At 60.1% G+C, this 23,634-nt stretch carries 19 protein-coding genes; 13 read left to right on the forward strand and 6 right to left on the reverse strand.

The features are described 5' to 3' along the window. Positions 1 to 689: ABC transporter substrate-binding protein (locus AC1D35_RS29885; protein WP_477941507.1), on the reverse strand; the 689-nt coding region annotated here is incomplete at its 3' end. A 123-nt stretch (positions 690 to 812) separates the two neighbouring features. Between AC1D35_RS29885 and AC1D35_RS29890 the strand changes: the two genes are divergently transcribed. From AC1D35_RS29890 to AC1D35_RS29900, 3 genes are read left to right on the forward strand one after another with little or no spacing between them, the layout of a single operon-like run. Further along, positions 813 to 1,523, forward strand: coding sequence for a GntR family transcriptional regulator (locus AC1D35_RS29890; RefSeq protein WP_477941534.1), 711 nt, complete (start codon positions 813 to 815; stop codon positions 1,521 to 1,523). A gap of 13 nt (positions 1,524 to 1,536) precedes the next feature. Further along, complete coding sequence (locus AC1D35_RS29895) at positions 1,537 to 2,445, forward strand: dihydrodipicolinate synthase family protein (protein WP_113299519.1); 909 nt, start codon at positions 1,537 to 1,539, stop codon at positions 2,443 to 2,445. A gap of 11 nt (positions 2,446 to 2,456) precedes the next feature. After that, positions 2,457 to 3,596: a mandelate racemase/muconate lactonizing enzyme family protein gene (locus AC1D35_RS29900; protein ID WP_477941508.1), complete on the forward strand. Its 1,140-nt coding sequence runs from the start codon at positions 2,457 to 2,459 to the stop codon at positions 3,594 to 3,596. Between the two features lie 177 nt (positions 3,597 to 3,773). Here the strand turns inward: AC1D35_RS29900 and AC1D35_RS29905 are convergent, their stop codons facing one another. Continuing rightward, a complete protein-coding gene (locus AC1D35_RS29905) occupies positions 3,774 to 4,157 on the reverse strand; it encodes a nuclear transport factor 2 family protein (protein ID WP_477941510.1) in 384 nt (127 codons plus the stop codon). A 295-nt stretch (positions 4,158 to 4,452) separates the two neighbouring features. On the opposite strand from AC1D35_RS29905, the gene AC1D35_RS29910 reads away from it, so the two are divergent. The 5 genes from AC1D35_RS29910 (at position 4,453) to AC1D35_RS29930 (ending at position 10,018) form a co-directional block, all read left to right on the forward strand. Continuing rightward, the gene (locus AC1D35_RS29910; RefSeq protein WP_113508016.1) at positions 4,453 to 5,790 is read left to right on the forward strand and encodes an epoxide hydrolase family protein; all 1,338 of its coding nucleotides are present in this window, start codon (positions 4,453 to 4,455) and stop codon (positions 5,788 to 5,790) included. A 270-nt stretch (positions 5,791 to 6,060) separates the two neighbouring features. After that, positions 6,061 to 7,206 (forward strand): extracellular solute-binding protein, encoded by a 1,146-nt coding sequence (locus AC1D35_RS29915; protein ID WP_477941512.1) that lies wholly within the window; start codon positions 6,061 to 6,063, stop codon positions 7,204 to 7,206. Continuing rightward, on the forward strand, positions 7,206 to 8,096 hold the full coding sequence (locus AC1D35_RS29920; protein WP_477941514.1) for an ABC transporter permease: 891 nt from the start codon (positions 7,206 to 7,208) through the stop codon (positions 8,094 to 8,096). The genes AC1D35_RS29915 and AC1D35_RS29920 overlap by 1 nt, the downstream gene beginning before the upstream one ends. Further along, positions 8,093 to 8,914 (forward strand): ABC transporter permease, encoded by an 822-nt coding sequence (locus AC1D35_RS29925; protein ID WP_477941516.1) that lies wholly within the window; start codon positions 8,093 to 8,095, stop codon positions 8,912 to 8,914. Before AC1D35_RS29920 ends, AC1D35_RS29925 begins: the two co-directional genes overlap by 4 nt. A gap of 24 nt (positions 8,915 to 8,938) precedes the next feature. Further along, the gene (locus AC1D35_RS29930; protein ID WP_113312048.1) at positions 8,939 to 10,018 is read left to right on the forward strand and encodes an ABC transporter ATP-binding protein; all 1,080 of its coding nucleotides are present in this window, start codon (positions 8,939 to 8,941) and stop codon (positions 10,016 to 10,018) included. A 5-nt stretch (positions 10,019 to 10,023) separates the two neighbouring features. Here the strand turns inward: AC1D35_RS29930 and AC1D35_RS29935 are convergent, their stop codons facing one another. Beyond that, positions 10,024 to 10,857: an inositol monophosphatase family protein gene (locus tag AC1D35_RS29935; protein ID WP_477941519.1), complete on the reverse strand. Its 834-nt coding sequence runs from the start codon at positions 10,855 to 10,857 to the stop codon at positions 10,024 to 10,026. A gap of 134 nt (positions 10,858 to 10,991) precedes the next feature. Continuing rightward, on the reverse strand, positions 10,992 to 12,017 hold the full coding sequence (locus AC1D35_RS29940) for a LacI family DNA-binding transcriptional regulator (protein ID WP_477941521.1): 1,026 nt from the start codon (positions 12,015 to 12,017) through the stop codon (positions 10,992 to 10,994). A gap of 209 nt (positions 12,018 to 12,226) precedes the next feature. On the opposite strand from AC1D35_RS29940, the gene AC1D35_RS29945 reads away from it, so the two are divergent. The 5 genes from AC1D35_RS29945 (at position 12,227) to AC1D35_RS29965 (ending at position 19,106) form a co-directional block, all read left to right on the forward strand. Continuing rightward, complete coding sequence (locus tag AC1D35_RS29945; RefSeq protein WP_477941524.1) at positions 12,227 to 13,510, forward strand: ABC transporter substrate-binding protein; 1,284 nt, start codon at positions 12,227 to 12,229, stop codon at positions 13,508 to 13,510. 125 nt (positions 13,511 to 13,635) lie between these two features. Then, positions 13,636 to 14,544 (forward strand): carbohydrate ABC transporter permease, encoded by a 909-nt coding sequence (locus tag AC1D35_RS29950; protein WP_477941526.1) that lies wholly within the window; start codon positions 13,636 to 13,638, stop codon positions 14,542 to 14,544. Next, positions 14,541 to 15,392, forward strand: coding sequence for a carbohydrate ABC transporter permease (locus tag AC1D35_RS29955; protein WP_477941528.1), 852 nt, complete (start codon positions 14,541 to 14,543; stop codon positions 15,390 to 15,392). The genes AC1D35_RS29950 and AC1D35_RS29955 overlap by 4 nt, the downstream gene beginning before the upstream one ends. A gap of 19 nt (positions 15,393 to 15,411) precedes the next feature. Next, positions 15,412 to 18,003: a GH116 family glycosyl-hydrolase gene (locus AC1D35_RS29960; protein ID WP_477941530.1), complete on the forward strand. Its 2,592-nt coding sequence runs from the start codon at positions 15,412 to 15,414 to the stop codon at positions 18,001 to 18,003. Next, positions 18,003 to 19,106: a sn-glycerol-3-phosphate ABC transporter ATP-binding protein UgpC gene (locus AC1D35_RS29965; RefSeq protein WP_113312043.1), complete on the forward strand. Its 1,104-nt coding sequence runs from the start codon at positions 18,003 to 18,005 to the stop codon at positions 19,104 to 19,106. Before AC1D35_RS29960 ends, AC1D35_RS29965 begins: the two co-directional genes overlap by 1 nt. Positions 19,107 to 19,198: 92 nt before the next feature. Here the strand turns inward: AC1D35_RS29965 and poxB are convergent, their stop codons facing one another. Both poxB and AC1D35_RS29975 read right to left on the reverse strand, forming a co-directional pair. Then, positions 19,199 to 20,926: a ubiquinone-dependent pyruvate dehydrogenase gene (gene poxB / locus AC1D35_RS29970; RefSeq protein WP_477941532.1), complete on the reverse strand. Its 1,728-nt coding sequence runs from the start codon at positions 20,924 to 20,926 to the stop codon at positions 19,199 to 19,201. Between the two features lie 366 nt (positions 20,927 to 21,292). Continuing rightward, positions 21,293 to 23,152, reverse strand: a complete 1,860-nt coding sequence (locus AC1D35_RS29975) for a TPR end-of-group domain-containing protein (RefSeq protein WP_113299534.1) — start codon at positions 23,150 to 23,152, stop codon at positions 21,293 to 21,295. Between the last annotated feature and the right edge of the window lie 482 nt (positions 23,153 to 23,634).

Here is a 23,634-nt window from a genome sequence, read left to right on the forward strand (position 1 = left end):
CAGTAGTCCTTGTTGGCATCTGCGATCAACAGGTCGTTGACGCGCCAGGTGCGCAGCGCATAGGGCCCGGAGCCCGCGTCGTTGGCCTGCAGGAATTCGCGCCCCAAATCGCCGCTCTTTTCATGCTCGGCGAGGAACTTGCTGTCCAGGATAGAGGTCGAGAAGCTCGCCAGCGAATAGAGGATCAGGTTGGGGTTCCAGAGTTCGGGCGTCTGGAGGACCACGGTGGTGTCGTCGCTCGCCTTGATTAGATCGTCGACATTCTTGTCGGTAAAGCCCCACTGGCGAAGGTCTACGGATGGTGCAAGCCCAAGCTTGACGAGGCGGCGCAGCGACCACTCGACATCCTTCGCCGTCAGCGGATTGCCGGAATGGAAGGTAATGCCGGAGCGGATTTTGAAGGTGAAGGTCTTGCCGTCGGGCGAGACGCTCCAGCTCTCGGCGACACCCGGAGCCGGCTTGGTAATATCATCAGCCGGCAGCACGATCAGCCGCTCATAAAGGTTCGCGACTATTTCAGCAGCTTCCAACTGATTGATTTCGTTCGGATCGAGGCCACGCATCGATGACATGTTCGTTGCAATGACCAGCTGGTCCTTTGGGGTGGCTGCAGCTGCTGCCAACGGCATCATCAGGCTCGCGGCAACAAGCGCCGACGAGATCAACAGTCCGCGTCTTTGGATCTTCATTTTCTTCCTCCCGGGTATCTCTGCAATCACATCAGAGCGAATTTTGATATCGACATCGATCTGAAATCTGGTATATCAGATCTCACAAAACGGTTTTGTCGTCAACGGGGGAATTTTCGGCTTATGAAAAATAAGGTGGAGGGCGCAGCGGGCGACGACCGTATAGAGAAGATCGACCCGCGGTTCCTGACGACCCTTCGTGATCACGTTCACAAGACGCTCAGGGCGGCGATCCTATCCGGCCGCTTTCGTGCCGACGAACGTGTGAACGAACGCCAGCTCGCCGAGCAGCTCGGTGTTTCCACTACTCCGATCAAAGAGGCGCTCCGGCAGCTCGAGACCGAAGGACTGGTTGAAACACTGCCGCGCCGCGGAGTGCTGATCCGGTTCAACGCCGGATGGGCGGAGGAAATGATCCTGGCGCGCGCCGCACTGGAATCGATGATCGGGCATCTCGCCGCCAAGCGGATCACCGAGGAAGAAGCTGCGAAGCTCAGGGATACGGTCGCATTGATGAAAGCGGCCACGGCGAATGGCGCGGCGGATGATCTCATTGCCTTGAATGAGACCTTTCACGAGCAGATCCACATCGCCTCGCGCTGCCAATACCTGTCGCGCATGATCGAGCGTCAGCAATTCTACGATGCGAGCATTCGGCGCATCATTCATTCCGACAACAAGGAGCGCGACAAGGCGCTGGCCGAACACTCTGCCATTGCCGCTGCGATCGTTTCGAACGACAGCGACAAGGCTGAGCGGGTGATGCGCGATCACGTCGTCCGCTCCGGCGAAACCTACCTCACCATCGTATTCAGGAAGAAAGAGGACATTTGACGTGACCGTGGCAATGGACAAGATTCGCAAGGCCTTAACGGGTATCTCCGGGGTGCCTGTGACCCCCTACAAGACGGATGGCAGCATCGACCTCGGCAAGCTTTCCGCATTGATCGCGCGCCTCGCCTCCGCCCGGGTTCACAATCTGATGGCCGCCGGCAATACCGGCGAATTCTTCACGTTGACGATGGATGAAGTAAAGATGGTCCATGCTGCCACGATCAAGGCAGCGGATGGCAAGGCTCTTATCAGTGCCGCTGTTGGTCGCTCGCTGACGGACGCCAAAGCTCTGGCCCGTTATGCAATTGCCGAGGGCGCCGACGCGATCATGGGCCATCATCCGATGGACCCCTTTGCCGGCCCGAGCTATCAGGCGAAATATTTCCTGGAGCTCGCAGAGACATCCACTGTTCCGGTCATTGCCTATGTCCGCAGCGACACTTTCTCAGTCGCCGATTTCCGCAAGCTTGCCCTGCATCCCAATATTGCCGGCATCAAGTTTGCCTCCGGAAACCTGATGTTGCTCGCTGAAGTCATCCGTTCGACGAAGGATGCGCCGGCGATTTGGGTTTGCGGTCTGGCAGAAGGCTGGGCACCGGCCTTCTACGCCATGGGTGCTCGCGGCTTTACCTCTGGGCTCGTCAACGTTTTCCCTGAGCGCTCGCATGCCATTCATCAGGCACTGGAAGCCGGCGACTACGCCGCTGCGCGTGCCTTGATCGACGATATCGCCGGTTTCGAAGTGCTGCGCACCAAATATCTGAACGGCGCCAATGTCACCGTCGTCAAGGAGGCGCTTGGCATGCTCGGTACCGATGTCGGCCCTGTTCGCCTTCCCGGCGTCGAAAGCCTGACGGACGCGGAACGCGCCGAACTGCGCGCAATCGTTGACAATGTGAGCGGCAAGAACCGCGCCGCCTGAGAAAGAACGTCATGCATATTACCGGCTTCAAGACCTACATGCAGCGCGTCGACGACCGGCCGCGGCTGCTTCTGAAAATTGAGACGAGTGAAGGCATTTCCGGTTGGGGCGAGTGCTATAATCACGGCCCAGACTGGGCGCTCCCGCCGCTTTTCGACTATCTCTTCCACCAGATCGAAGGGGAGGACCCCCGTCGAGTGGAATTCCTCGCGCTGAAACTCAATCAGCAATGCCGCTTTCCGCCCGGCGCCCTCGGACTTGCGGCCATTTCTGCGATTGATCACGCGCTCTGGGATATCGCCGGCAAGGCCGCCGGCCTACCCGTTTACATGCTGCTTGGCGGCAATGTCCGCGATCGGGTGCGCGTCTATTGCGGTGTCTATACCGCACCGGACCCGCAGACCGCGCAGGACCAGACCTTGGAGCTGAACGAGAAATACGGCTACACGGCTTTCAAGCTCAGCCCCTTCCGCCGCGACCTGCATGCCGGCCGCTGGGGCGAGCTTGTAAAGGAAACCGGAGACTGGTTCGCCAGGATACGCGAGATCACGCCGTCGCATTTCGAATTCGCATTCGATGCCCATGCGAAGATCTTCGAGCCCTATCAAGCTGTTCAGCTTGCGGCGGCGATCGCGCCAAACGATCCGCTCTTCTACGAAGAGCCGATCCGGCCGGAACACATTCCGGCATGGGCCGAACTGAAGTCGAAGGTTTCCGTCCCGCTGGCCACGGGGGAATCGCTCTACAATCGCTTCGAGTTCCTTTCCCTGTTGTCGGCCCGTGGCGCCGACATCATCCAGCCCGACATATGCGTCGTTGGTGGTGTAACGGAAATGCGCAGGATCGCAACGATCGCTGAGGCCCACTATGTAACCGTCGCGCCGCATAACCCGATGGGGCCGCTCGCGACCGCGGTCAACATTCACTTCTGCGCCGCGCAGCCGAACTTCAAGGTCCTGGAGTTCAAGCCCCATGTCCACGCGCCATGGGCGGCCGATCCGTATATGCCGGTCGATGGCCATATGGAATTGCGGYCGGACCGTCCGGGTTGGGGTCTGGAAATCGATGAAAAGGCATTGCAGACCGAAGACTACATTCATTGGGAGCGGAAAATCACCCGCAAGCCGGATGGATCGACAGCCTATCCCTGACCGGTTCCGTTGAAATGACAGGCTTGCCTTGAAAGCGCTAGTGAAGCGCGCGCCACAAATCCGGGTYGCGCTTTCCGCACACTCAGCTACTGGATGAACACAGCCACTTTCCCGGCCCCAACGACACGCCAATGCTTACGTCGACAGTTGATGCACATTGTCCTGTCCGGGTTAGGTCTATTTCGTCATCCGCTCTATAAGATGTGCCCGCGAGGGTGATGGCTCGAAGCTATCTGAGAAATATTGCGTCTCACGGACCACCAAACCGTCGCGGAATTCCATGATGCTGACGGCATAAGAGGGCTTACCGTCATAAGTGAGTGTGAATTCGGTGACCCAGAGATCTCCGCTGCCAACACTTCGCCGGACTGTAAACCGCTTTTTATTTGGCTGGACGAACCGGCTTTCTTGAATGTTGCGTCGGCCGTTAATCCGCTCTCCAGATTGCGGATAATCCAGCAAGGCATCCTCGTGATAGATTTCATGTTCGACGTCGAAATCGTTTGCGTCAGACGCCTCCCAATGGCGCTCCAATCTCTTTCGAATTGTTCGATCTTCCAAAGGGATCTCCAACCTGCTTTTGCGGCCAGAATCTTCGTGACGACAAGCCGCCGTGCTTTCGCTGTTTGGTGGGATGCCGGAGGCGCTCCCGCCAGATGCAGCCGACCGCGGAACCCCGACAGAATATGCCCGGAGAGAACCATCGGCAATCTGCCAATTTTCCGTCCCGGCGCGTCACCCCTACACGCTGATACACTTCGTTCGATTTTCGAAATATGCGGGACACGTCAATCCATGAAACCGCTCTTCGTTAACGGGCGCCGCGACTGCGGCAGAAATCGAAGGAGAGTGTTTCATGACAAAGACCGACAATGTTACAGATCGGCGTCGCATCGCGGATCGAGCAATCGCCATAGCATTTGGTTCTCTGCTGCTCGTTCCGGCAGCCTATGTTTTGCCGGCCTATGCCGCCGATCTTACGTCGAGTGTTGGCGCGAAGGCGACGAGCACAGACGAAAGCGTCCGCCCATTCCAGATCCACGTTCCGCAGTCGCAACTCGACGACCTGCACAAACGCATCGCTGACACCCGATGGCCGGACAAGGAGACGGTCGACGACACCTCCCAGGGTATCCAGCTGTCACAGGTCCAGGAGCTGGTTCGCTATTGGGGTACCCAGTACGACTGGCGCAGGGCTGAGGCGGAACTGAATGCGCTGCCGGAGTTCGTCACGACGATCGACGGTGTCGACATCCAGTTCATCCATGTCCGTTCACGCCACCCCAACGCTCTCCCCATCGTTCTGACCCATGGTTGGCCCGGATCGATGTTTGAATTCATCAAGACCATCGGACCTCTCACCGACCCGACCGCGTATGGTGGCCGGCCAGAAGATGCGTTCGACGTCGTCATCCCCTCGATACCGGGCTACGGATTTTCCGGACGTCCAGTCGATCAGGGCTGGGGTCCGGACAGGGTCGCCCGCGCTTGGGACGTCCTGATGAAGCGGCTCGGTTATGACCACTATGTTTCCCAAGGCGGGGATCATGGGTCGGTGATTTCCGACGCGTTGGCGCGCCAGGCGCCGAAGGGCTTGCTGGCAATTCATCTCAATATGCCTGCGACGGTTCCAGGCGAGCTCATGAAGGCCATCAACAGCGGAGACGCGGCCCCTGCAGAACTGTCGCCACCGGAGCGAGAAGCCTATAACTCTTTGAGCACCTTCTTCGGACGGAACGCTGCCTATGGCGCCATGATGGTGACCCGGCCGCAGACAATCGGTTACTCGCTCGCCGACTCGCCGTCTGGCCTGGCGTCCTGGATCTACGAGAAGTTCGCTCAATGGAGTGACAGTGGCGGCGTTCCTGAACGGGTCTTCTCCAAGGACGAGATGCTGAACGATATCACCCTCTATTGGTTGACGAACACCGGCGCATCGTCGTCGCGGTTCTACTGGGAAAACAACAACAACAACTTCAGTGCCGAGGCGCAGAAGACGAAAGACATCAAAGTCCCGGTCGGCATCACGGTATTTCCGAAGGAGATCTATCGCGCGCCTGAAAGCTGGGCCAAGCAGGCCTATCCCTCGCTGACCTACTATCATCAGGTCGAAAAGGGCGGGCATTTTGCCGCCTGGGAGCAGCCGCAGATCTTCGCCGAGGAAGTGAGAGCGGCTTTCAAATCCGTACGCTGACGACATCGAAATAGGTGGTCCTCATTCGAGGGCCACCGCAATCYGACAAGGCGTCGCCGCCACGACAAATTGCGCATGACGGTCTTGCGGTTCTACAGCTTCACGCAGTCGGGCTTTAGCCTGCCATTCGGTGGGCGGAGAGACCTGTCTGCTGGGCTTGGCACACGTGTGCATTTTCCTCCCTTCTGTCATTCCGATGTTACGCGCCAGGACTAGCAAGTCTCTGAACTCATCAGGGGCGTTTGCCTCGACAGCGAAGGGAGACAGGATATGAATAGGCGCGAATTCTTGATCACATGGTCGGCGGCTGCGGGCCTTCTGGCCCTTCCGCGCTTCGCCTCGGCCGCCGCAGGCACGATTGACCTCTACAGCGGCTCGGATTCCAATATCGTCGACCTCTGGAATAACATCATCCGTCCGGCTTTCGAAAAGGCTCATCCGGAAGCGGCGCTCAAGATCACCGATGCCGGCGACAATAACGGCCTTCGCGCCATCGCCGACCGCGCGCTTGCGGCATTGAAGACCAAGACCGATCCGCAGGCCGACCTCTTCGAACAGTTCGATCCGCGCCTCCCGGCCGGCGGCATCGATGCCGGTCTCTGGGTGAAATTCTCCGCCGAGAATGTCCAGGGCTTCGACCGGGTCAATCCTCTCGCTTTCGACACGCCCTACGGGCTGCCCTATCGCGGCTCGCAGGTTCTGCTTGCCTATGACAGGACCAAGCTCGATCCGAAGGATGCGCCGAAGACCTGGGAACAACTGACCGCCTGGATCAAGGCCAATCCCGGCCAGTTCATCTACAACCGTCCGGACAAGGGTGGCTCGGGCGGCAATTTCGTCCGCCGCGCCATCCATGAAGCCAACGGCCGCGATCCGAAGAAGTTCAAGATCGACAATTTCACTGCCGACTATGCCAGCCAGACGCTGACGCCGGCATGGCAGATCCTCAACGATCTCGCGCCGTCGCTCTATCAGAAGGGCGCCTATACCGCCGGCAACACGCAGTCGATCCAGCTGCTCGCTCAGGGCGTCGTCACCATGGCTCCCGTCTGGTCCGACCAGGTCCTGCAAGCGATCTCGCAGGGCGTCCTGCCCGAGACGACCGGTCTCGTACAGCTCTCCGACCTTGCGCTCTGCGGTGGCTTCTCGGCCATGACGATCTTCACGAACGGCGCCAACAAGGACGCCGCCCTCAAGCTCGCGGCTTTCATGCTGACGAGCGAGATGCAGGAAGCCATTATTACCGAGATCGGCGGTTTCCCGGGCGTTTCCTGGGATCACATTTCCGAAGACCTGCGCAAGAAATATGCCGACGTCATCCCGGCGACCATCCCGACCTTCCCGGGCGGCGATTGGGAAAAGGCGATCAACGACGGCTGGTACCGCAACGTCGCTCCCGGAATCAGCCGCACCTGATGGCGATGGATGCCGTGCAGCCTGCGGTCGCGCGCCGCGCTCAGCCTCTCGGCAGGGGGAGCCTTTACGGGCTCCTCCTGGTCGGCATGCCGGTCTTTCTGGTCGGTTGGTTGATCATCTTTCCAATCTTCTCGGCAGTCGCTACCACCGTCTTCATCCGCCAGCCGGACGGGACGACCGAGTTTTCACTCGCCTCCTACCATTTCTTCTTCACTGATGGTTACAGCCTGAACAATCTCTGGCTGACGCTCTGGACGACCTTGGTGTGCGGCCTGCTGCTGCTTGCGATCGGACTTCCGATTGCGCTTTACCTGCGCTTTTCCGGCGGTCGCCTGGCCGCCTATGTTCAGGGCATGGCGATCTTTCCGATGTTCGTGCCCTCGATCATCCTGTGCTACGCCCTGATCCGCACGATCGGGCCGAACGGGACGGTCGACATCCTGCTCAATGCCATCGGCCTGCCGAAGCTGCCGAGCCCTTATCTAACCCCCTGGGGACCGGTCATTGGTCTCGTGTGGGACAATCTGCCTTTGACCGTGCTGATGCTGACGGCCGGCCTTACGTCTGTTTCCAACAGCTCCATCGAGGCGGCCCGCGATGTCGGTGCAACGCCTTTCAGGGTCTTCATCTCGATCATTCTGCCGCGCATGGGAAATTCGCTTCTGGTGACTGCCTCCTTCGCCGTTCTCGGCATATTCTCGGCCTTCACGCTGCCCTATGTCCTCGGTCCAGCCTCACCGGAGATGATGGGGCCTTYCATGCAGCGCACCTTTGCCGACATGAACGATCCGCTGAGTGCGCTGACGCAGGCGGTCATCACCTTCGGCTTCTGCCTTCTCTTCGGCGCCTTCTACGTCTGGTCGATCGCCCGCAACCGGGAGGGCCGATGATGCGCCATTCGACTGCCTTGAAATTCGATTGGACGGGCCTTGCTCTTTCGCTGCTGCTGACGCTGTTCATCGCGTTGCCACTGCTGGTCGTCGCCACCTGGGCCTTCACCGAGATCTGGCGCTATCCTTCGGTCGTTCCCCAACAGTTCGGCCTGCGTTTCTGGTCGCAGACGCTGGCCCGCAAGGATGTCTGGGATGCGTTGTTCCTCAGCCTGCGCCTGACGGCGACCGTGACGGTGCTTTCGGCGATCATCTGCCTTCCGGCAGCCTACGCCTTCGCAAGAATGCGCTTTCCCGGGCGCAATATCCTGTTCCTCTCGTTTCTCGCCTCGCATGCCTTTCCGAAATTCGGCCTGCTGGTGGCGATCGCCGGCATCTTCCTGCAGATGGGGTTGATCAGTACCTTCTGGGGCGTGGTCCTGATCCAACTCGTCGGCACACTGATGCTGATGATCTGGATCCCGGTAGCCGCCTTCCAGAATGTCGATCGGCGCATGGAGGAGGCTGCACGCGATGCCGGCGCAACGCCGCTTCGCGTCTTCTGGTCGATCACCTTGCCGCAGGCCGCACCGACCATATCCGCGGCCCTGCTCCTGACCTTCGTCGGTACTTTCTATGAGACGGAGGGCGCATGGCTGATCGGAGCGCCGGAGATCCGCACCATGCCGGTGCTGATGATCAGCTTCATCAACAACCAGATCGTCGTGCAATATGGCGCGGTCCTCTCCGTCATGCTGTGGGTGCCGTCCTTTGCGGCATTGATGTTTGCGCGCCGCGTCGTCGGCACCGGCGCCTTCGCGCGAGGCTTCGGCGCCTGAGCGCCGACAGAAAGGGTTTCAAGAATGGCGCATCTGGTGATTGAAGGCGTTTCGAAGAGTTTCGGCCACACCTTTGCCGTCCGAGACTTCTCGCTCGAGGTCGGTGACGGCGAACTCGTCTGCCTGCTCGGCCCATCGGGTTCCGGCAAATCGACGTTGCTTCGCATGATCGGCGGCTTCGAGCGGCCGAGCGAAGGCAGCATTCGTATCGACGCCAGGGATGTGACGAACCTGCCGCCGGAGCGGCGCCCGACCGGCATGGTGTTCCAGAGTCATGCTCTCTGGACCCATATGGATGTCTTCAACAACATCGCCTTTGGCCTTAAGCTGCGGCGCCTGCCGAAGGCCGAAATCCGCCAGCGCGTCGAGGACGCCCTTGCCCTCGTCGGCCTTGCCGATTACGGGCGCCGTGCAGTGACGCAGCTTTCCGGGGGGCAGCAGCAGCGTGTCGCACTTGCCCGCTCGCTCGTCCTCGAGCCGAAGATCCTGCTGCTCGACGAGCCTTTCGCCAGTCTCGACCAGCATCTGCGCGAGCGACTGCGGGAGGAGGTGCGCGACATCCAGCAGCGGCTTGGTATCACGACATTGTTCGTCACCCACGGTCAGGATGAAGCCCTGGCGCTTGCCGACCGCATCGTCGTCATGCGCGACGGCCGCACGGAGCAGGTCGCGCCGCCGAGCGTCATCTATCGCGAGCCGCGGACGGCTTTCGTCGCCGGCTTCATCGGCTCGATGAATTTCGTTGAGAGCGAGATCCGCAACGGCGTCTGTACGCACCCGCTTTTTAGCTTTTCCGTTCCCGTTGCGGATGGTCCAGTGACGCTCGCAATGCGTCCGGAAGCCTTGACGGTGCGTCCCGCCAGCCGGCCGGCAGATGCGATCGTCCATCGCGTTACCGATTTCGGCATGCACAAGATCGTCGATATCGACCTTGCCGATGGCATCAGGCTGAAGGCAATGGTTGCGCCGACCGATATGATCAGGGCAGGGATGGTCGTTGCTCCCAGCTGCTCCGGCTTCTTCGCCTTCCGCGATAATGCCCTGATCCATCAGTCAGCATCTGCAGAAGCGGCTGCATCCGTGCAACCGCTCTTTACGGCCTGAATGCCTCAGGCCTTCGGCTGAAAGCCTTCCTGTAGCCAGGGATAAAGTGCCTTGCTTGCCGCGAGGATATCGCCTTTGCCGCTGATGGCAGCACCGGAAAAGCGCGTGACGATGCCGCCCGCTTCCTCGACCATCAGCGCCGAGGCGCCGAAGTCATGGACTGACAGGCCGTCCTCGAAAAAGCCATCCAACCGGCCACAGGCGACATAGGCGATCGAGAGCGCCGCAGAGCCGAGGCGACGCACACCGGCAGTATTGGCCATAAGCCGCCTGACGGCATCGAAATAAAGCTCTTCCGGGACCGCCTTGACCTGACCGGGGATCGGCAGGCCGGCGCCCACGAGCACGTTCTGGATATCGGCGACCTCGGCGCAATGGATGAGTTCGCCGTTCAGCCAGGCTCCGCCGCCGGCCTCCGCACTGAAGAGTTCGTCCTGCATGGCGTCATAGACGACGCCGGCGACGATGCGGCCGGCCTCGGCGATCGAGATCGTCATGCCGAAATGCGGGATGCCCCAGGCGAAATTGGTCGTGCCGTCGATCGGGTCGATATAGATGACCGGCGCATCCGTGCCACCCTGGCGGTTGCCGACCTCTTCCTCGCCCTTGATCGCATAGGTCGGGAATGCCCTCATCATCTCATCGACGATGATCCGCTCGACTGCGACATCGATTTCCGTCTGGTAGTCGCGCGGCGCCTTGTGGACCATCTCGGCGGCCGTGCGTCGTCTGAGCGCATTGCGGGCCGTTTCTCCTGCTTTGAGGGCTGTTTCGGCGAGTACGAGGAGGCGGGGCGAGGCGGTTGGTGACAGGCGCGCGGCGGCAGAAGGCAATTTCATGAAGATAATCCATGTGATGAGTGAGGATGGCGGGCAGTTCGATGTTTCTCATTGCAAATGCGCATGATGCTTTTATGAAGCGGCGCAATCGTATGCGACGTCGCGCCGATGCCAATCGGCTGTTGCTTCTCAGGTCATGCGTCGGCCCGCTCGGCTGCGGGTGCCGTGCAGGATTTTCGAAGGATCAGGTTTGGGGAAAAGATTGTCCGCGCAGCACTTGGCGGCGTTTTGTCGGAGATCTCGCTGAGAAGTGTGGAGATCGCCTTTTGGGCCATCTCGAGCACCGGGGCCGCAACGACTGTCGGCRGTGGGTTCATGATATTTGCAAAATCGAAATCGTCTATCCCGATGACCGAGACGTCATCAGGCACTCTGAAACCCATTTCGTGCAGCGCGTTAAGGACACCGAGCGTCATCATGTTCGACAGCGCGAAAATCGCCGTCGGCGGATTCGGCTCGCGCATGCGCCTGCTTGTGCTGTCATGCGCCAGCGCCTGGTCGAAACGCCCCTGAAGCAACAGACCGGGATCGACCGGCAGGCCGTGGGCGGCATGGGCCTGCATGTAGCCGGCAAGACGATCTTCCCCTGTGACGATGTTGTTGCGTCCGGCGGTAACGGCGATTCGTCTGTGACCAAGGCCGATCAGATGTTCCGTGGCGATGCGGCCTGCGGCGATATTGTCAAGCTTGATCACGTCATAGGGCAAGCCTTCGATGAAGCTGTCGAGGAGGATTGTCGGCACATGGATCTTGTCGACCATGCGGGCGCCATGCTCGGCATCCGAGCGCGTCGGAATAATGATGAGCCCTTCGACGCGTTGCATGCGCATCATGGTCAGGATCTGCTGCTCGCGGTCATGATCCTCGCTCGTCGAATAGACCGCTGCCATGTAACCGGCATTGAGGCAAGCGGACTCGACGACCTTGGCGACCTTGGCGAAATGCGGATTGGTAATATCGGGCAGGATCAGGCCGATGAGCCGCGACTGGCCCATGCGCAGGCTGCGTGCGCCGGCATGTGGGATATAACCGATGTCGCGAACGGCCGCCTCGACCTTGGCGATCACCTCGTCGCTCACAGGGGCTGACCGGTTGAGCGCGGCCGATGCCGTCGATATGGCGACACCCGCCCGTTTCGCCACATCCTTGATGGTGGCCATCCCATCCTCCCGAGCTTTTTCTCGGACCCTCTTGCCATCGGGCCGTTCTGATGCTCTTATACGAAACGTTTCGACTAGGCAAATGACAGCTCGCGGGACCGGGAGGGATCTGGGTCCGCGATTTTTCAGCGGAAGAATACGAAACGTTTCGACCGGTGGAGGCCGGGACAATTGGGAACGCGCCGGAGGAGGCGCAAAGGGAGGATCACATGCATGAGTTATCGCGGCGTTCGCTGCTGATTTCGTCTGCCGTTCTTGCCGTCGGCGCAAGTCTCGGCCGCGCCTTTGCGCAATCCGATGTCACGGCGACCTTGAAGATGCAGGGCTTCGGCGGTGAGGCCGAGCTATCCGCCATGACCAACGCCATTGCGCGTTTCAACAAGAAGTATCCCAACGTCAAGGTCGAGCTTTCCGTCGATCCGATTTCGACGGGCTGGGGCGACTATGTCACCAAGGTCTTCAGCCAGTTCAATTCAGGCCAGCAGGCCGATGTCTACGGCACGGCGATCGAGACCTTTCAGAGCTTCTCGTCGCGCGGTCTCTTTCTGCCGCTCAACGATTTCGTCGCCGCCAACCCCGGCTTCTCGGATTTCGCGCCGAGCCTCTTCAAGCAGTCGAGCTACAAGGGGGATATCAACTATATCCCGATCGGCTGGAACAACATCATGATCAACTACAACAGGGATCTGTTCGATAAGGCCGGGATTGCCTATCCGAAGGACGGCAAGTGGACCTGGGACGAATTCCGCGATGTCGCCAAGAAGCTGACGATCAAGGATGCCTCCGGCACTGTCACCCAGTTCGGTTATGAGGTGCCGAACCAGAACTTCTTCATCCAGCCCTGGTTCTTCTCGAATGGCACGGGCGCCATCAACGACGAGTGGACGGCATCCAACATGCTCGACCCCAAGGTCGCCGAAAGCCTGCAATTCCTCCATGACCTCATCCATGTCGACGGCGTCTCGCCGATCCCCGGCAAGGATATGATGGACAACCAGTTCATGGCAGGCCAGGTGGCGATGATCAGCCGCGGCCATTGGATCGTCCAGAGCGCCAAGAACAACAAGCTCAACATGGATGTCGCCGTTCCTCCGAGCAAGGAGACGGACACGACCGTGATCGGCTTCGGCGGCTACGCTGTCGCCAAGACGAGCAAAGAGCCCGACCTTGCCAAGGCGCTGATTCTCGAGCTGACGAGCGAGGAAACGCAGAAGGAGGAGGGCGAAAAGGGTGGCGGGGTCCCCGGCCGCAAGTCGGCCGCCGAGACGCCAGGTTTCCTGAGCTTCCCGCCAAGTGCCGCGCTCTATTACCAGACGCTGCCAAACACCAAGGCTGTGCCGTCCCCCGCCAATTTCCAGGAGGTCGAGAAGATCTTCATCCGCTACTACACCGCGATGATGGCCGGCGAGGTCTCGATCGCCGACGGCGTGAAGCAGGCAGATGCCGAGCTCAACGCCTCCTTCCAGCGGCTGAAGAAGCGCATGGGCGGCTGATCGATCCAGGGTTCTTACGATCGCCCTCCCGCCGTCGCGGCCGGGTGGCATGTTGCCATCAAAGGCATCTGCCATCCCGGGTGCGACGGCTGACAAACCATGTCCGTCTATTCGAGCCAGATGCCATGACCTCGACCATTGAAAGACGCCAGCCATCGCAGCTCAGCCGCGCACAGGCAACAACCGGCTATCTCTTCGTGCTGCCGGCAACGGTGCTTTACCTGACCTTCGTGATCGCGCCTGTGATCGTCACGACRATCCTCGCCTTCGCCTACTACGATCCGATGCTCGGTTCGCAATGGGTCGGTTTCGACAATTTCATCCGCTTCTTTACCGACCAGCGCTCGCTTCAGATTCTCTGGAACACACTGCGTTTCGCTCTCTTTGCCGTCACTTTCAACGTTTCGATCGGGCTTTTACTGGCGCTGGCGCTGAACCGCGCCATGCCGGGCTGGCTGCTTTATTTCTTCCGGCTCGCCTTCTTCTTGCCCGTCATCATCGCCGCCGCTTTCGTCTCGATCGTCTGGACCTACTTCTATGGCGATGATCTCGGCGTCATCAATTATTACCTGCGGCTGATCGGCCTTCCGGGTGTGCGATGGCTGACCGATGCCGGCCAGGCGATGACCTCGATCATCATCATGGACGTCTGGAAGAATACCGGCTTCTTCATGATCATCTTCATCGCTGCTCTCCAGGGCGTGCCGAAGAGCATTCTGGAGGCCGCGGTGATGGACGGAACGCCCGCATGGCGCCAGTTCTTCCGCATCACGCTGCCCTATATCTCGCCGGTCGTCTTCTTCTGCATCGTCTACGCCTCGATCGGCGCGCTGCAGGTGTTCGAATCGATCGTCATCCTGACACAGGGCGGGCCGGGTGACGCCACGCGCTCGCTGTCGATCCAGATCGTCGAGGAGGGCTTCGGCAGTTTCCAGATCGGCTATGCCGCCTCGATCTCCGTCGTCATGACCGTGATCATCCTCATCATCACCGCCATCCAGCAGATCCTCTCGCGCAAATGGGTGCAGCAATGAACAATATGATGCAGACGCGCGCTGCCCGGCGCTGGATCGACTGGGCGATCATCGCCACCATGGTGGTGATGGCGATCGGCATGCTGCTGCCCTTCCTATGGCTGTTTTCGATGTCGTTCCGCCCGGTTTCGGATGCCTACAAGCTACCGCCAAGCTTCCTGCCGCCGAATTTTGATCTCACCAACTACCGGCAGGTGCTGGCCTCGCGCGTGCCGTTCCTGGAGATCTACTTCAACTCGGTCATGATCGCCGTCATCGTCACCGTCGGCCAGATGGTGACCTGCACGCTTGCTGCCTTCGCGTTCGCGAGGCTGAACTTCCGCGGACGCGATACATTGTTCTTTATCCTGCTTATCGGACTGATGTTTCCAGCTCAGGTGACGATCCTGCCGATCTACCTCGGCTATGCGCGGCTTGGCTTGCTCGACCGGCCGATCGGGCTGGCGCTCATGTATCTCACCTCCAGTTTCGGCATCTTCCTGGTGCGGCAATTCATGCTCAGCCAGCCGAAGGCGCTGGAGGAAGCGGCACTGATGGATGGTGCGGGTTATGTCAAGATCTTCTGGCGGATATCGCTGCCGCAGCTTCGCCCGGCGCTTTCAGCCCTCGGCATCATCACCTTCACCCAGACCTGGAACTATTATTTCCAGGCCAAGGTGCTCTTGAGCTCGAATGAATCGCTGACGCTGCCGGTCGCGATGGACGTGCTGCGCGGCTACATGGCCTCCGGCAACCTCTCGGTGGTGATGGCGGCCATGAGCATGTCGATCCTGCCCGTCGTTCTCCTCTTTCTCCTCGCCCAGAAATTCGTGATCGAAGGCATCACGATGAGCGGCATCAAAAACTAACCTCAGGGACATTGATTTCATGTGGGATGATCTCGCCTCCATCGAACCTCGCTTTGCCTATAAGGGCGAACGCACGCGCCATATCGCCTTTCCGCTCGGCGGCATCGGCTCCGGCGGCCTGTCGATCTCCGGCAGCGGCCGGCTGATCGATTGGTCAATCCGCAACCGCCCAGCGCTGCAGGGATATAACGGCTACTCGCATTTCGCCATCAAGGCGGAAAGGGGCGGAGAACTGGTCGATGCCCGTGTGCTCAATGGGCCTTACGATCTGAACCCTTCTGGCGCGCCGGGCCTGCGCAAGATGTTTGACGGCTTCGGCCACGGCGCCAACCGCCAGACTTTGGTCGGCGTGCCGCATTTCCGTGAGGTCGATTTCTATGGGCGTTTCCCGACTGCCGATCTGGTCTTCAAGGATGAGCGTTTCCCGGGTGGCGTCAGGCTTTCGGCGCTGAGCCCCTTCATTCCGCACAATGATCGCGATTCATCGATGCCAGTTGCGATGTTCGAATTCGAAATCGTCAATGATACGGCGGACGAACTGACCTACACGCTTGCCGGTACGCTCGGCAATTACGGTTCGAACAGCGGCATCCATAGCTTCAGGCAGGAAGGCGGGATCAGCAGCCTGCATCTGACCTCGTCCGATACCACATTGCCGGCGACGCAACGCGGCGATCTGACGATCGCAACGGACGCAGACGACGTCGACCACACCGACCATCATTATCGCGGTCAGTGGTTCGACGATCTCTCGGTCTACTGGAAGGAGTTTGCAAGACCCGGTCGTCTGCCGAAGAGGCACTACGCCGAGCCGCGCACATCGCGCCACATGAGCCTGCAGCCGGAACACGGCACATTGGGTGCCCGCTTCACTCTCGTGCCCGGCGGCCGCAGGAAGGTGCGCTTCGTCATCACCTGGAACTTCCCGCAAGGCGATGTCTACTGGGCCTATCGCGACAAGCCTGATGGAGCCATTCCAGACCGGCCGACGCCGAGCTGGACGAATTACTATGCAACGCAATGGGCGGATTCGACGGCAAGTGCAACCGAAGCGCTGACGCGCTGGGATGCATTGAGCGCGGCAACCACCGCCTTCCGCGATGGGTTGTTCGAAACGACGCTTCCGGCAGAAGTCAAGGATGCTGCGAGCGCGACGCTGGCGCTGCTGCGCACCGCGACCTGCATCCGTCTGGAAAATGGCGCGCTCTGGGCCTGGGAAGGCCAGCATACGCAGGATGGCTCCTGCGAAGGCACCTGCACACACGTCTGGAACTACCAGCAGGCGGTCTCGCATCTTTTCCCTGCCATCGAGCGGACGCTGCGTGAGACCGAATTCAGCTACAACCAGTTGCCGACCGGCGGGCTGACTTTCCGCCAGAAGTTGCCGCTCGGTTCCGGTTTCGATATTATCGGCCCCTGCGCAGACGGGCATTTCGGCGCGATCATCAAGACCTATCGGGACTGGAAGCTTTGCGGCGATACCGAATGGCTGCGCCGCTACTGGCCGAACGTCAAACGGGCCATCGAATATGCATGGTCGCCCGAAAATCCCGATCGTTGGGATCCCGATCAGAGCGGCATCCTGTCCGGCCGCCAGCATCAGACCCTCGATATGGAACTGTTCGGCCCGAATTCCTGGCTCGCCTCCATGTATGTGGCAGCCCTGCTCGGCGTCTCCGAAATGGCGACGGTCCTCGGCGATACGGCGCTGTCGGAAAAGACGGCGCGCATGGGCAAAGCCGGTGCGGCCTATATCAATTCCGAACTCTTCAACGGGCGCTGGTTCATCCAGAAGATCGATCTCTCCGACAAGGGCGTGTTGACGCCCTTCGATGTCGGCCGCACCGCCGGCGTGCTTGCCGACGGTTTCATGGAAACCTACTGGTCGGAGGAGTTCCAGGAGCTCAAATACCAGATGGGCGAGGGCTGCATCTCCGACCAGATCCTCGGCCAATGGCATGCCGAGGTTGCCGGCATCGGCGGTTTCCTCGATGCCGACAAGGTGAGGACCGCGTTGAAATCCGTGCACAAGAACAACTTCCGCCCGACGCTGGAAGATCACTTCAATCCCTGCCGCAATTATGCCTATGAGGATGAGGCGGGGCTGTTGATCGCAACCTATCCTGATGGCATCCGCCAGCCAATGGTGGCGGCCCCCTATGCCGAGGAGGTCTGGACCGGCATTGAATATATGGCTGCCTCCCACCTCATCATGCATGGTCTCATCGAGGAGGGCATGGATATCGTCTGCGGTGCCCGCAACCGCCATGATGGCTCCCGCCGCAATCCCTGGAACGACATCGAATGCGGCTCCTACTATGCGCGCTCGATGTCTGCCTGGCAGCTGGTCAACGCCTTCTCCGGCCTGCGTGCCGATTTCGTCGCCGGCACACTTGTCTTCACACCGAAAGTGCAAGGCGACTATCGTCTATTCTGGTCGGCCGGCAGCGCATTCGGCACATTGACCCGCAAGGGCGATGGCCTCAGTCTCGCGGTGCTCGGAGGCAGCCTCAACGCCGCTGAAATCTCGGTGGACGGGCTGAAACACCGTCTTGCCGAGAGGAAGCCTGTCGAGGCGGGYCAGTCGATTGAACTCGGAACGGTGGCGTAATGGCCGGCATTGAACTCAAGGCAGTCCGAAAAGCCTTTCAAAGTCTCGAAGTTATCCACGGCATCGACCTGAAGATCGCCGACGGCTCTTTCACCGTCTTTGTCGGGCCTTCGGGCTGCGGCAAGTCGACCCTTTTGCGCATGATGGCCGGGCTGGAGGAAGTAACGTCGGGCGAAGTCCGCATCGACGGCCAGCGCTGCGACCATCTTCTGCCGTCCGCACGGGGCATGGCGATGGTCTTCCAGTCCTATGCGCTCTATCCGCATATGAACGTCGAGCAGAACCTTAAATTTGGCCTGGAGAACCAGAAGCTCGCCAGGCAGGAAATCACCGCCCGCGTTGCCAAGGCGGCCAGTATTCTGCAGATCGAGCACCTGATGACGCGTCGCCCGAGCCAGCTTTCCGGCGGCCAGAGCCAGCGTGTTGCGATCGGCCGCGCCATCGTCAAGGAACCGAAGGCTTTTCTCTTCGACGAACCGCTCTCCAATCTCGATGCCGAGCTGCGTGTGAAGATGCGCGGGGAATTGATCAGCCTGCATCGGCGGCTGAAATCGACAATGGTCTACGTCACGCATGATCAGGTTGAAGCAATGACCATGGCCGACCAGATCGTCGTGCTCAACGAAGGCCGCATCGAACAGGTCGGCCCGCCGATCGAGCTTTATGCACGCCCGGCAAACCTTTTCGTCGCCCGCTTTCTTGGCGCACCGCCAATGAACCTTCTTGCCGGCCGGATCGCGCGCATCGGTGACATGTTGGGCGTTTCGCTTGAGGACGGCACCCATATTCCCTTGCCCGGTCGCCCGGTCGATCTGCCCGATGGAGCCCTGGTAACGTTCGGCATAAGGCCCGAACATTGCGAAATTGGCGAAGGCAGCCTGCAAATCGTGGTCGGCGACACCGAAATCCTCGGTTCGGAAACGATCATCCACGCCGAGACGGCGGCCGGAAATGGTTTCACCCTGGCACTGCGCGGCATCAGCCGGGCAGCCTCCGGCGAACGGATCCCGATCGTCATACGCGAGCCTTTCGTCCATCTATTCAACGAGGCCGGCGCGACGATCGGCTCTGGCAATGATTGGCGCGATGCTTATCTGAACTGAACCAAGTTCAATCAGCTTCTGCAACATGTCGGTTGGGGTCAAAGCCGCCGGTGAGGGCTTTTCCCGCGGTCGGTTAGAGGCGCCGTCCGCCGTCACCGAGACAGGAAATTGGAGACCGTGAGGTCCACGAGTTCGTCTCCCCGGCCGTTCATTACCGCGCGAATGGCCCAGAGACCGAAACCCTTCACCTGCGCTGCTTCGATCCTGGGCGGCATCGATAATTCCTGCGTGTTCGTAACGACGTCGAGCAGTGCCGGGCCGGGATGCGCCAGGATTTCCCTGATGGCACCGTCGAGTTCCGCGGGATCTTCCACGCGAACGCCATGGACTCCGGCTGCGCGGGCAACCGCCGCAAAATCCGGATTCTTGAGTTCGGTGCCGGTCTCAAGGAAGCCCGAAGCCTTCATTTCCATTGCCACGAAGCCGAGAACAGAATTGTTGAAGACCACAACCTTCACCGGCAGATTCTGCTGAACGAGCGTCAGGAAGTCGCCCATCAACATAGCAAAGCCCCCATCGCCCGACATGCTGATGATCTGACGCTCCTTGTATGTTGCCTGTGCTCCTATTGCCTGAGGAAGGGCGTTGGCCATTGACCCGTGAACCAGGGATCCGATCAGGCGACGCTTTCCGTTCATTTTCAGGTAGCGTGCAGCCCAGATCGTGGGGGTCCCGACATCGAAGGTGAAAACGGCGTCAGCGGAGGCATGTTCGCTCAGAAGGCGTGCAACATATTGCGGATGAATCTTGCCGCCTTCTCTGCCGGTGGCGAGGTCGTCGAGGCCTTCCCGCGCCTTCTTATAGGCGGCAAGGCAAGCATCCAGATGATCCCTGTCCGTCCGCTCCGTCAGCTTCGGCAGCGTCGCGGCCAGTGTCGATTTGACGTCGCCGACGATTGCGAGATCCAGCGAGGCTCTTCGGCCAAGATTTTCCGGTCTAATATCCACCTGTACGATCTTGGCGTCGGTTGGGTAAAACTGCCGATATGGGAAATCGGTGCCGAGCATGACAAGCGTGTCACATTCCAGCATGGCCTTGTACCCCGAAGAGAAGCCGATCAGACCGGTCATGCCGACATCGAAGGGATTGTCCCACTCGACATGTTCCTTGCCGCCGAGCGCGTGGACAACAGGCGCCTTCAGCCGATCTGCAAAGGCGATCAATTCGTCATGCGCCCCTTCGCAACCGCGTCCGCACAGAAGGGTGACTTTCGAACTGTTGTTGAGCAGTTCCGACAGTCGATCGATCTGTTCGTTTGCCGGCACGACGTTCGGCTGGGACAGCGTGAGTGCGGCCGCTGTCGAAATCTTCGCCGTGAAATCAGTCAATGCCACGTCGCCCGAAATGACCACGACGGCAACGCCGCGCTTTCCGATGGCCGTGCGAATGGCCGTTTCGATCACTGCCGGCAATTGTTCCGGATGGCTTACAAGCTCGCAGTAGTGGCTGCATTCCCGGAAAAGCTGCTCGGGATGCGTTTCCTGGAAGTAGCCTCTGCCGATCTCGGCCGAAGGTATCTGCGCGGCAATGGCAAGGACGGGCACGCGCGAGCGGTGGCAGTCGAACAGACCGTTGATGAGGTGCAGGTTGCCCGGGCCGCAGCTTCCGGCGCAAACGGCCAGTTCGCCGCTAAGATGGGCTTCGGCCCCCGCTGCGAAGGCGGCTGTCTCTTCATGGCGGGTGTGAATCCACGCGATGTCGCCCCTCTTTCTGAGCGCTTCCGTAAGCCCGTTCAGACTGTCGCCGACTACGCCATATATCCGCTTGACCCCGGCTGCATGCAGCACCTCTGTCAGTACATCAGCTACCTTGGACTTCATCGAAAGGCTCCTACGCTTTTGGGTTTTCGGGGTCGATGGTAAAAGGAAGCTAGGCCTCGCTCTAAGCTTCTCAACCCGCAGAACTATCAGAGTGGCAGAGACAGCAAACTGGACCTTGGTGTAGGCGGCGATGGCGAAGAATGCGGTTTGCCCGTTATCCCAGGAGGCTGCCAATCAACCGGGAGCACAGGTTCGGTCCGCGCAGAGCTTTTGCTCCCGTCAATAGAATTGGCGAGCTTGTTCTTTCCTGTCGGGCTGCCGCGCAAGGCGACGCGGCGGCATCGTCGAGGCCGCTCTGGACACGACCGTGCCGTAAGAGAGCAGGTGGCCAGGAGGCCGGAAGAGGTTCTTCCTCTATCGGCCCCCCTATGCTTCCATCCGCTCCCGCCCTTTGATTGCCTCGGTTACGAGCGTCTCGAAGCGCGGATGCCGACGCAGGTTGTCCAAGTCGGAATCATGGGTGAACCACTTGATGTGGTAGACCGAGCTGCGGGGCAGCAAACCTTCCAGAATATCGATTGCGCGCTCCACATGGCCCAGTACGGAATGGACGCAGGCGAGGTTATACTGGGCGACGATATCATCGGGATCGATGGCAATTGCCCGTGCGGCCCAATCGCAGGCGCGCCCCGCGTCGCCGAGATGGGCAAGGGCAAGGGCGCCGCGATGGGCGGGACCGGAGTTTTCCGGGTTCTGATTGAGCGCTCGCTCGGCTCTCGCAATGCCTATACGCGCCCAGCTGTCCTTGTCCACCGTCCGTCCGAGAGAGTGGTAGGAGGACATCAGATGGATCGGCGATACGTAATCGTCGGGGCGGATTTCGGCGGCGCGGGTAAAATAATGCACCGCCTCGGCGAAATCCCCATGCATGAAGAAAATGCGGGCATAGTGGAAATTTGCTTCATAGAGATTGGGATCAAGCGCAAGTGCGCGTTCGAAGGATGCCGTGGCCTCGTCGTCCTCGCCGTTCTGGTGGAGCGCCAGGCCGCGGGAGGCATGGGCCTCGGCAAGGTCGGGATCGAGCTCCAGGGCTTTGGCGCTCATTGCGAGAATGCGCTCCAGGGGCACGTCGTCCGGCGCCCAGTCGCGGATTGCCGCATCGCAATCGGCAATGCCGGCATAGGCGCGGCCATAATCCGGATCGAGCTCGACGGCCTTGTAGAACATGCGCCGGGCAAGTTGCAGATAGGACTTGGTCCAGGTGTGAGATAGCTGCCGGCCTCTCAGGTAATAGGTATAGGCCTCGACATTGGCGGTTGGCTCAGCGGCGATCGCCTTGCGCTCTTCCGGCAGGAGCCGCACCTTCAGCTGGCCGACGATCGCGTTGGTGATTTCGTCCTGGATGGCGAAGATATCGGTGAGGTCGCGGTCATAGCGTTCGGCCCAGAGATGATCGCCGTTTGTCGTGTCGATCAGCTGGCCGGAAATGCGCACACGCTTGCCGGCAATGCGGACGCTGCCTTCCAGCATATAACGCACGCCGAGCTCTTGGGCGAGCTGCTTCACTCTCACCGACGTGCCCTTATAGGTGAAGACGGTGTTGCGCGGCACCACATGCAGGCTGGAGATCTTGGAGAGATCGGTGATGATGTCCTCCGTGATGCCGTCGGAGAAATAATCCTGATCGGCATCGCCGCTCATGTTGGTAAACGGCAGGACAGCGATGAAGCAGGTGTTGCGGTTCTGTGCGACGAAGCGGGTGGAACTCGGCTTCTCGAAGGTAACCGTGTAGACCTGAACCGGCTGGCGGATATTCTTGAACACGTGTTCACCTAAAAACTCGAAACCGAGATTGAGGCGTGAACCGACCTGATCGCGCACGATCGACGAGACGGCGATGCCGCCGACCGGGGCGACGCCTTCCAGGCGCGCGGCAAGGTTGACACCATTGCCGAAAATGTCGTCATTTTCGACCACGACATCGCCGAGGTTGATGCCGATGCGGAATTCGACCCGCTCCTCCTTTGGCACATTTTCATTGCGTACGGCCATGCTGCGCTGGATTTCTGCGGCGCAGGCCACGGCATTCACGACGCTCTGAAACTCGGCCAGGATGCCGTCGCCCGTCAGCTTGACGATGCGGCCCTTGTAATCGGATATGCGGATGTCGACCAGTTCGCAGCGATGGCGGTTCAACGCCTGCAGCGTGCCGGTCTCGTCGATGCCCATGAGCCGGCTGTAACCGACCACATCGGCAGCAAGGATGGCACTCAATCGCCGCTCCATGATCCTCTCCATGGATTGTCTCATGTCAGTGTCTCGCTTTTCCAGATTTGGACCGCGCTAAGGCTCCCCCTGCAGCCAATATCTTTCGATTCGGCGTGCTGTCACGGCGGCGCAGAGCCTATATCGTTACGGCGCAGCATCAATACTCCGAACGGGCGAAGATTGCGCCAAACGATAGCCCTTTCGGATGTGAAAAATCCCGGACGTGGTGAGGCGCGCAATTTTGAGGCAGTGCGTGGATTTGGAATACGTCCCGGAAGGAAGGTTCAGGCGACGAGCGCTCAAACCGGCGCAGGGCTGCCGCCTCGCGCCCGTTCCTCGTCTCTGAGCGCTTGCGAGCGCTGCCATAAAAGCCGCGCTCCATCGAAGCGCGGCTCGATTTCGATAGAATCCGCCGGTTACCCGGCGGGTTATGTTCGGCGATCCTATTAGCCGCGGAAGAGCGACAGGATGTTCTGCGAAGAGGAGTTGGCGATCGAGAG

The organism is Rhizobium sp. P1_E6 (assembly GCF_056405875.1).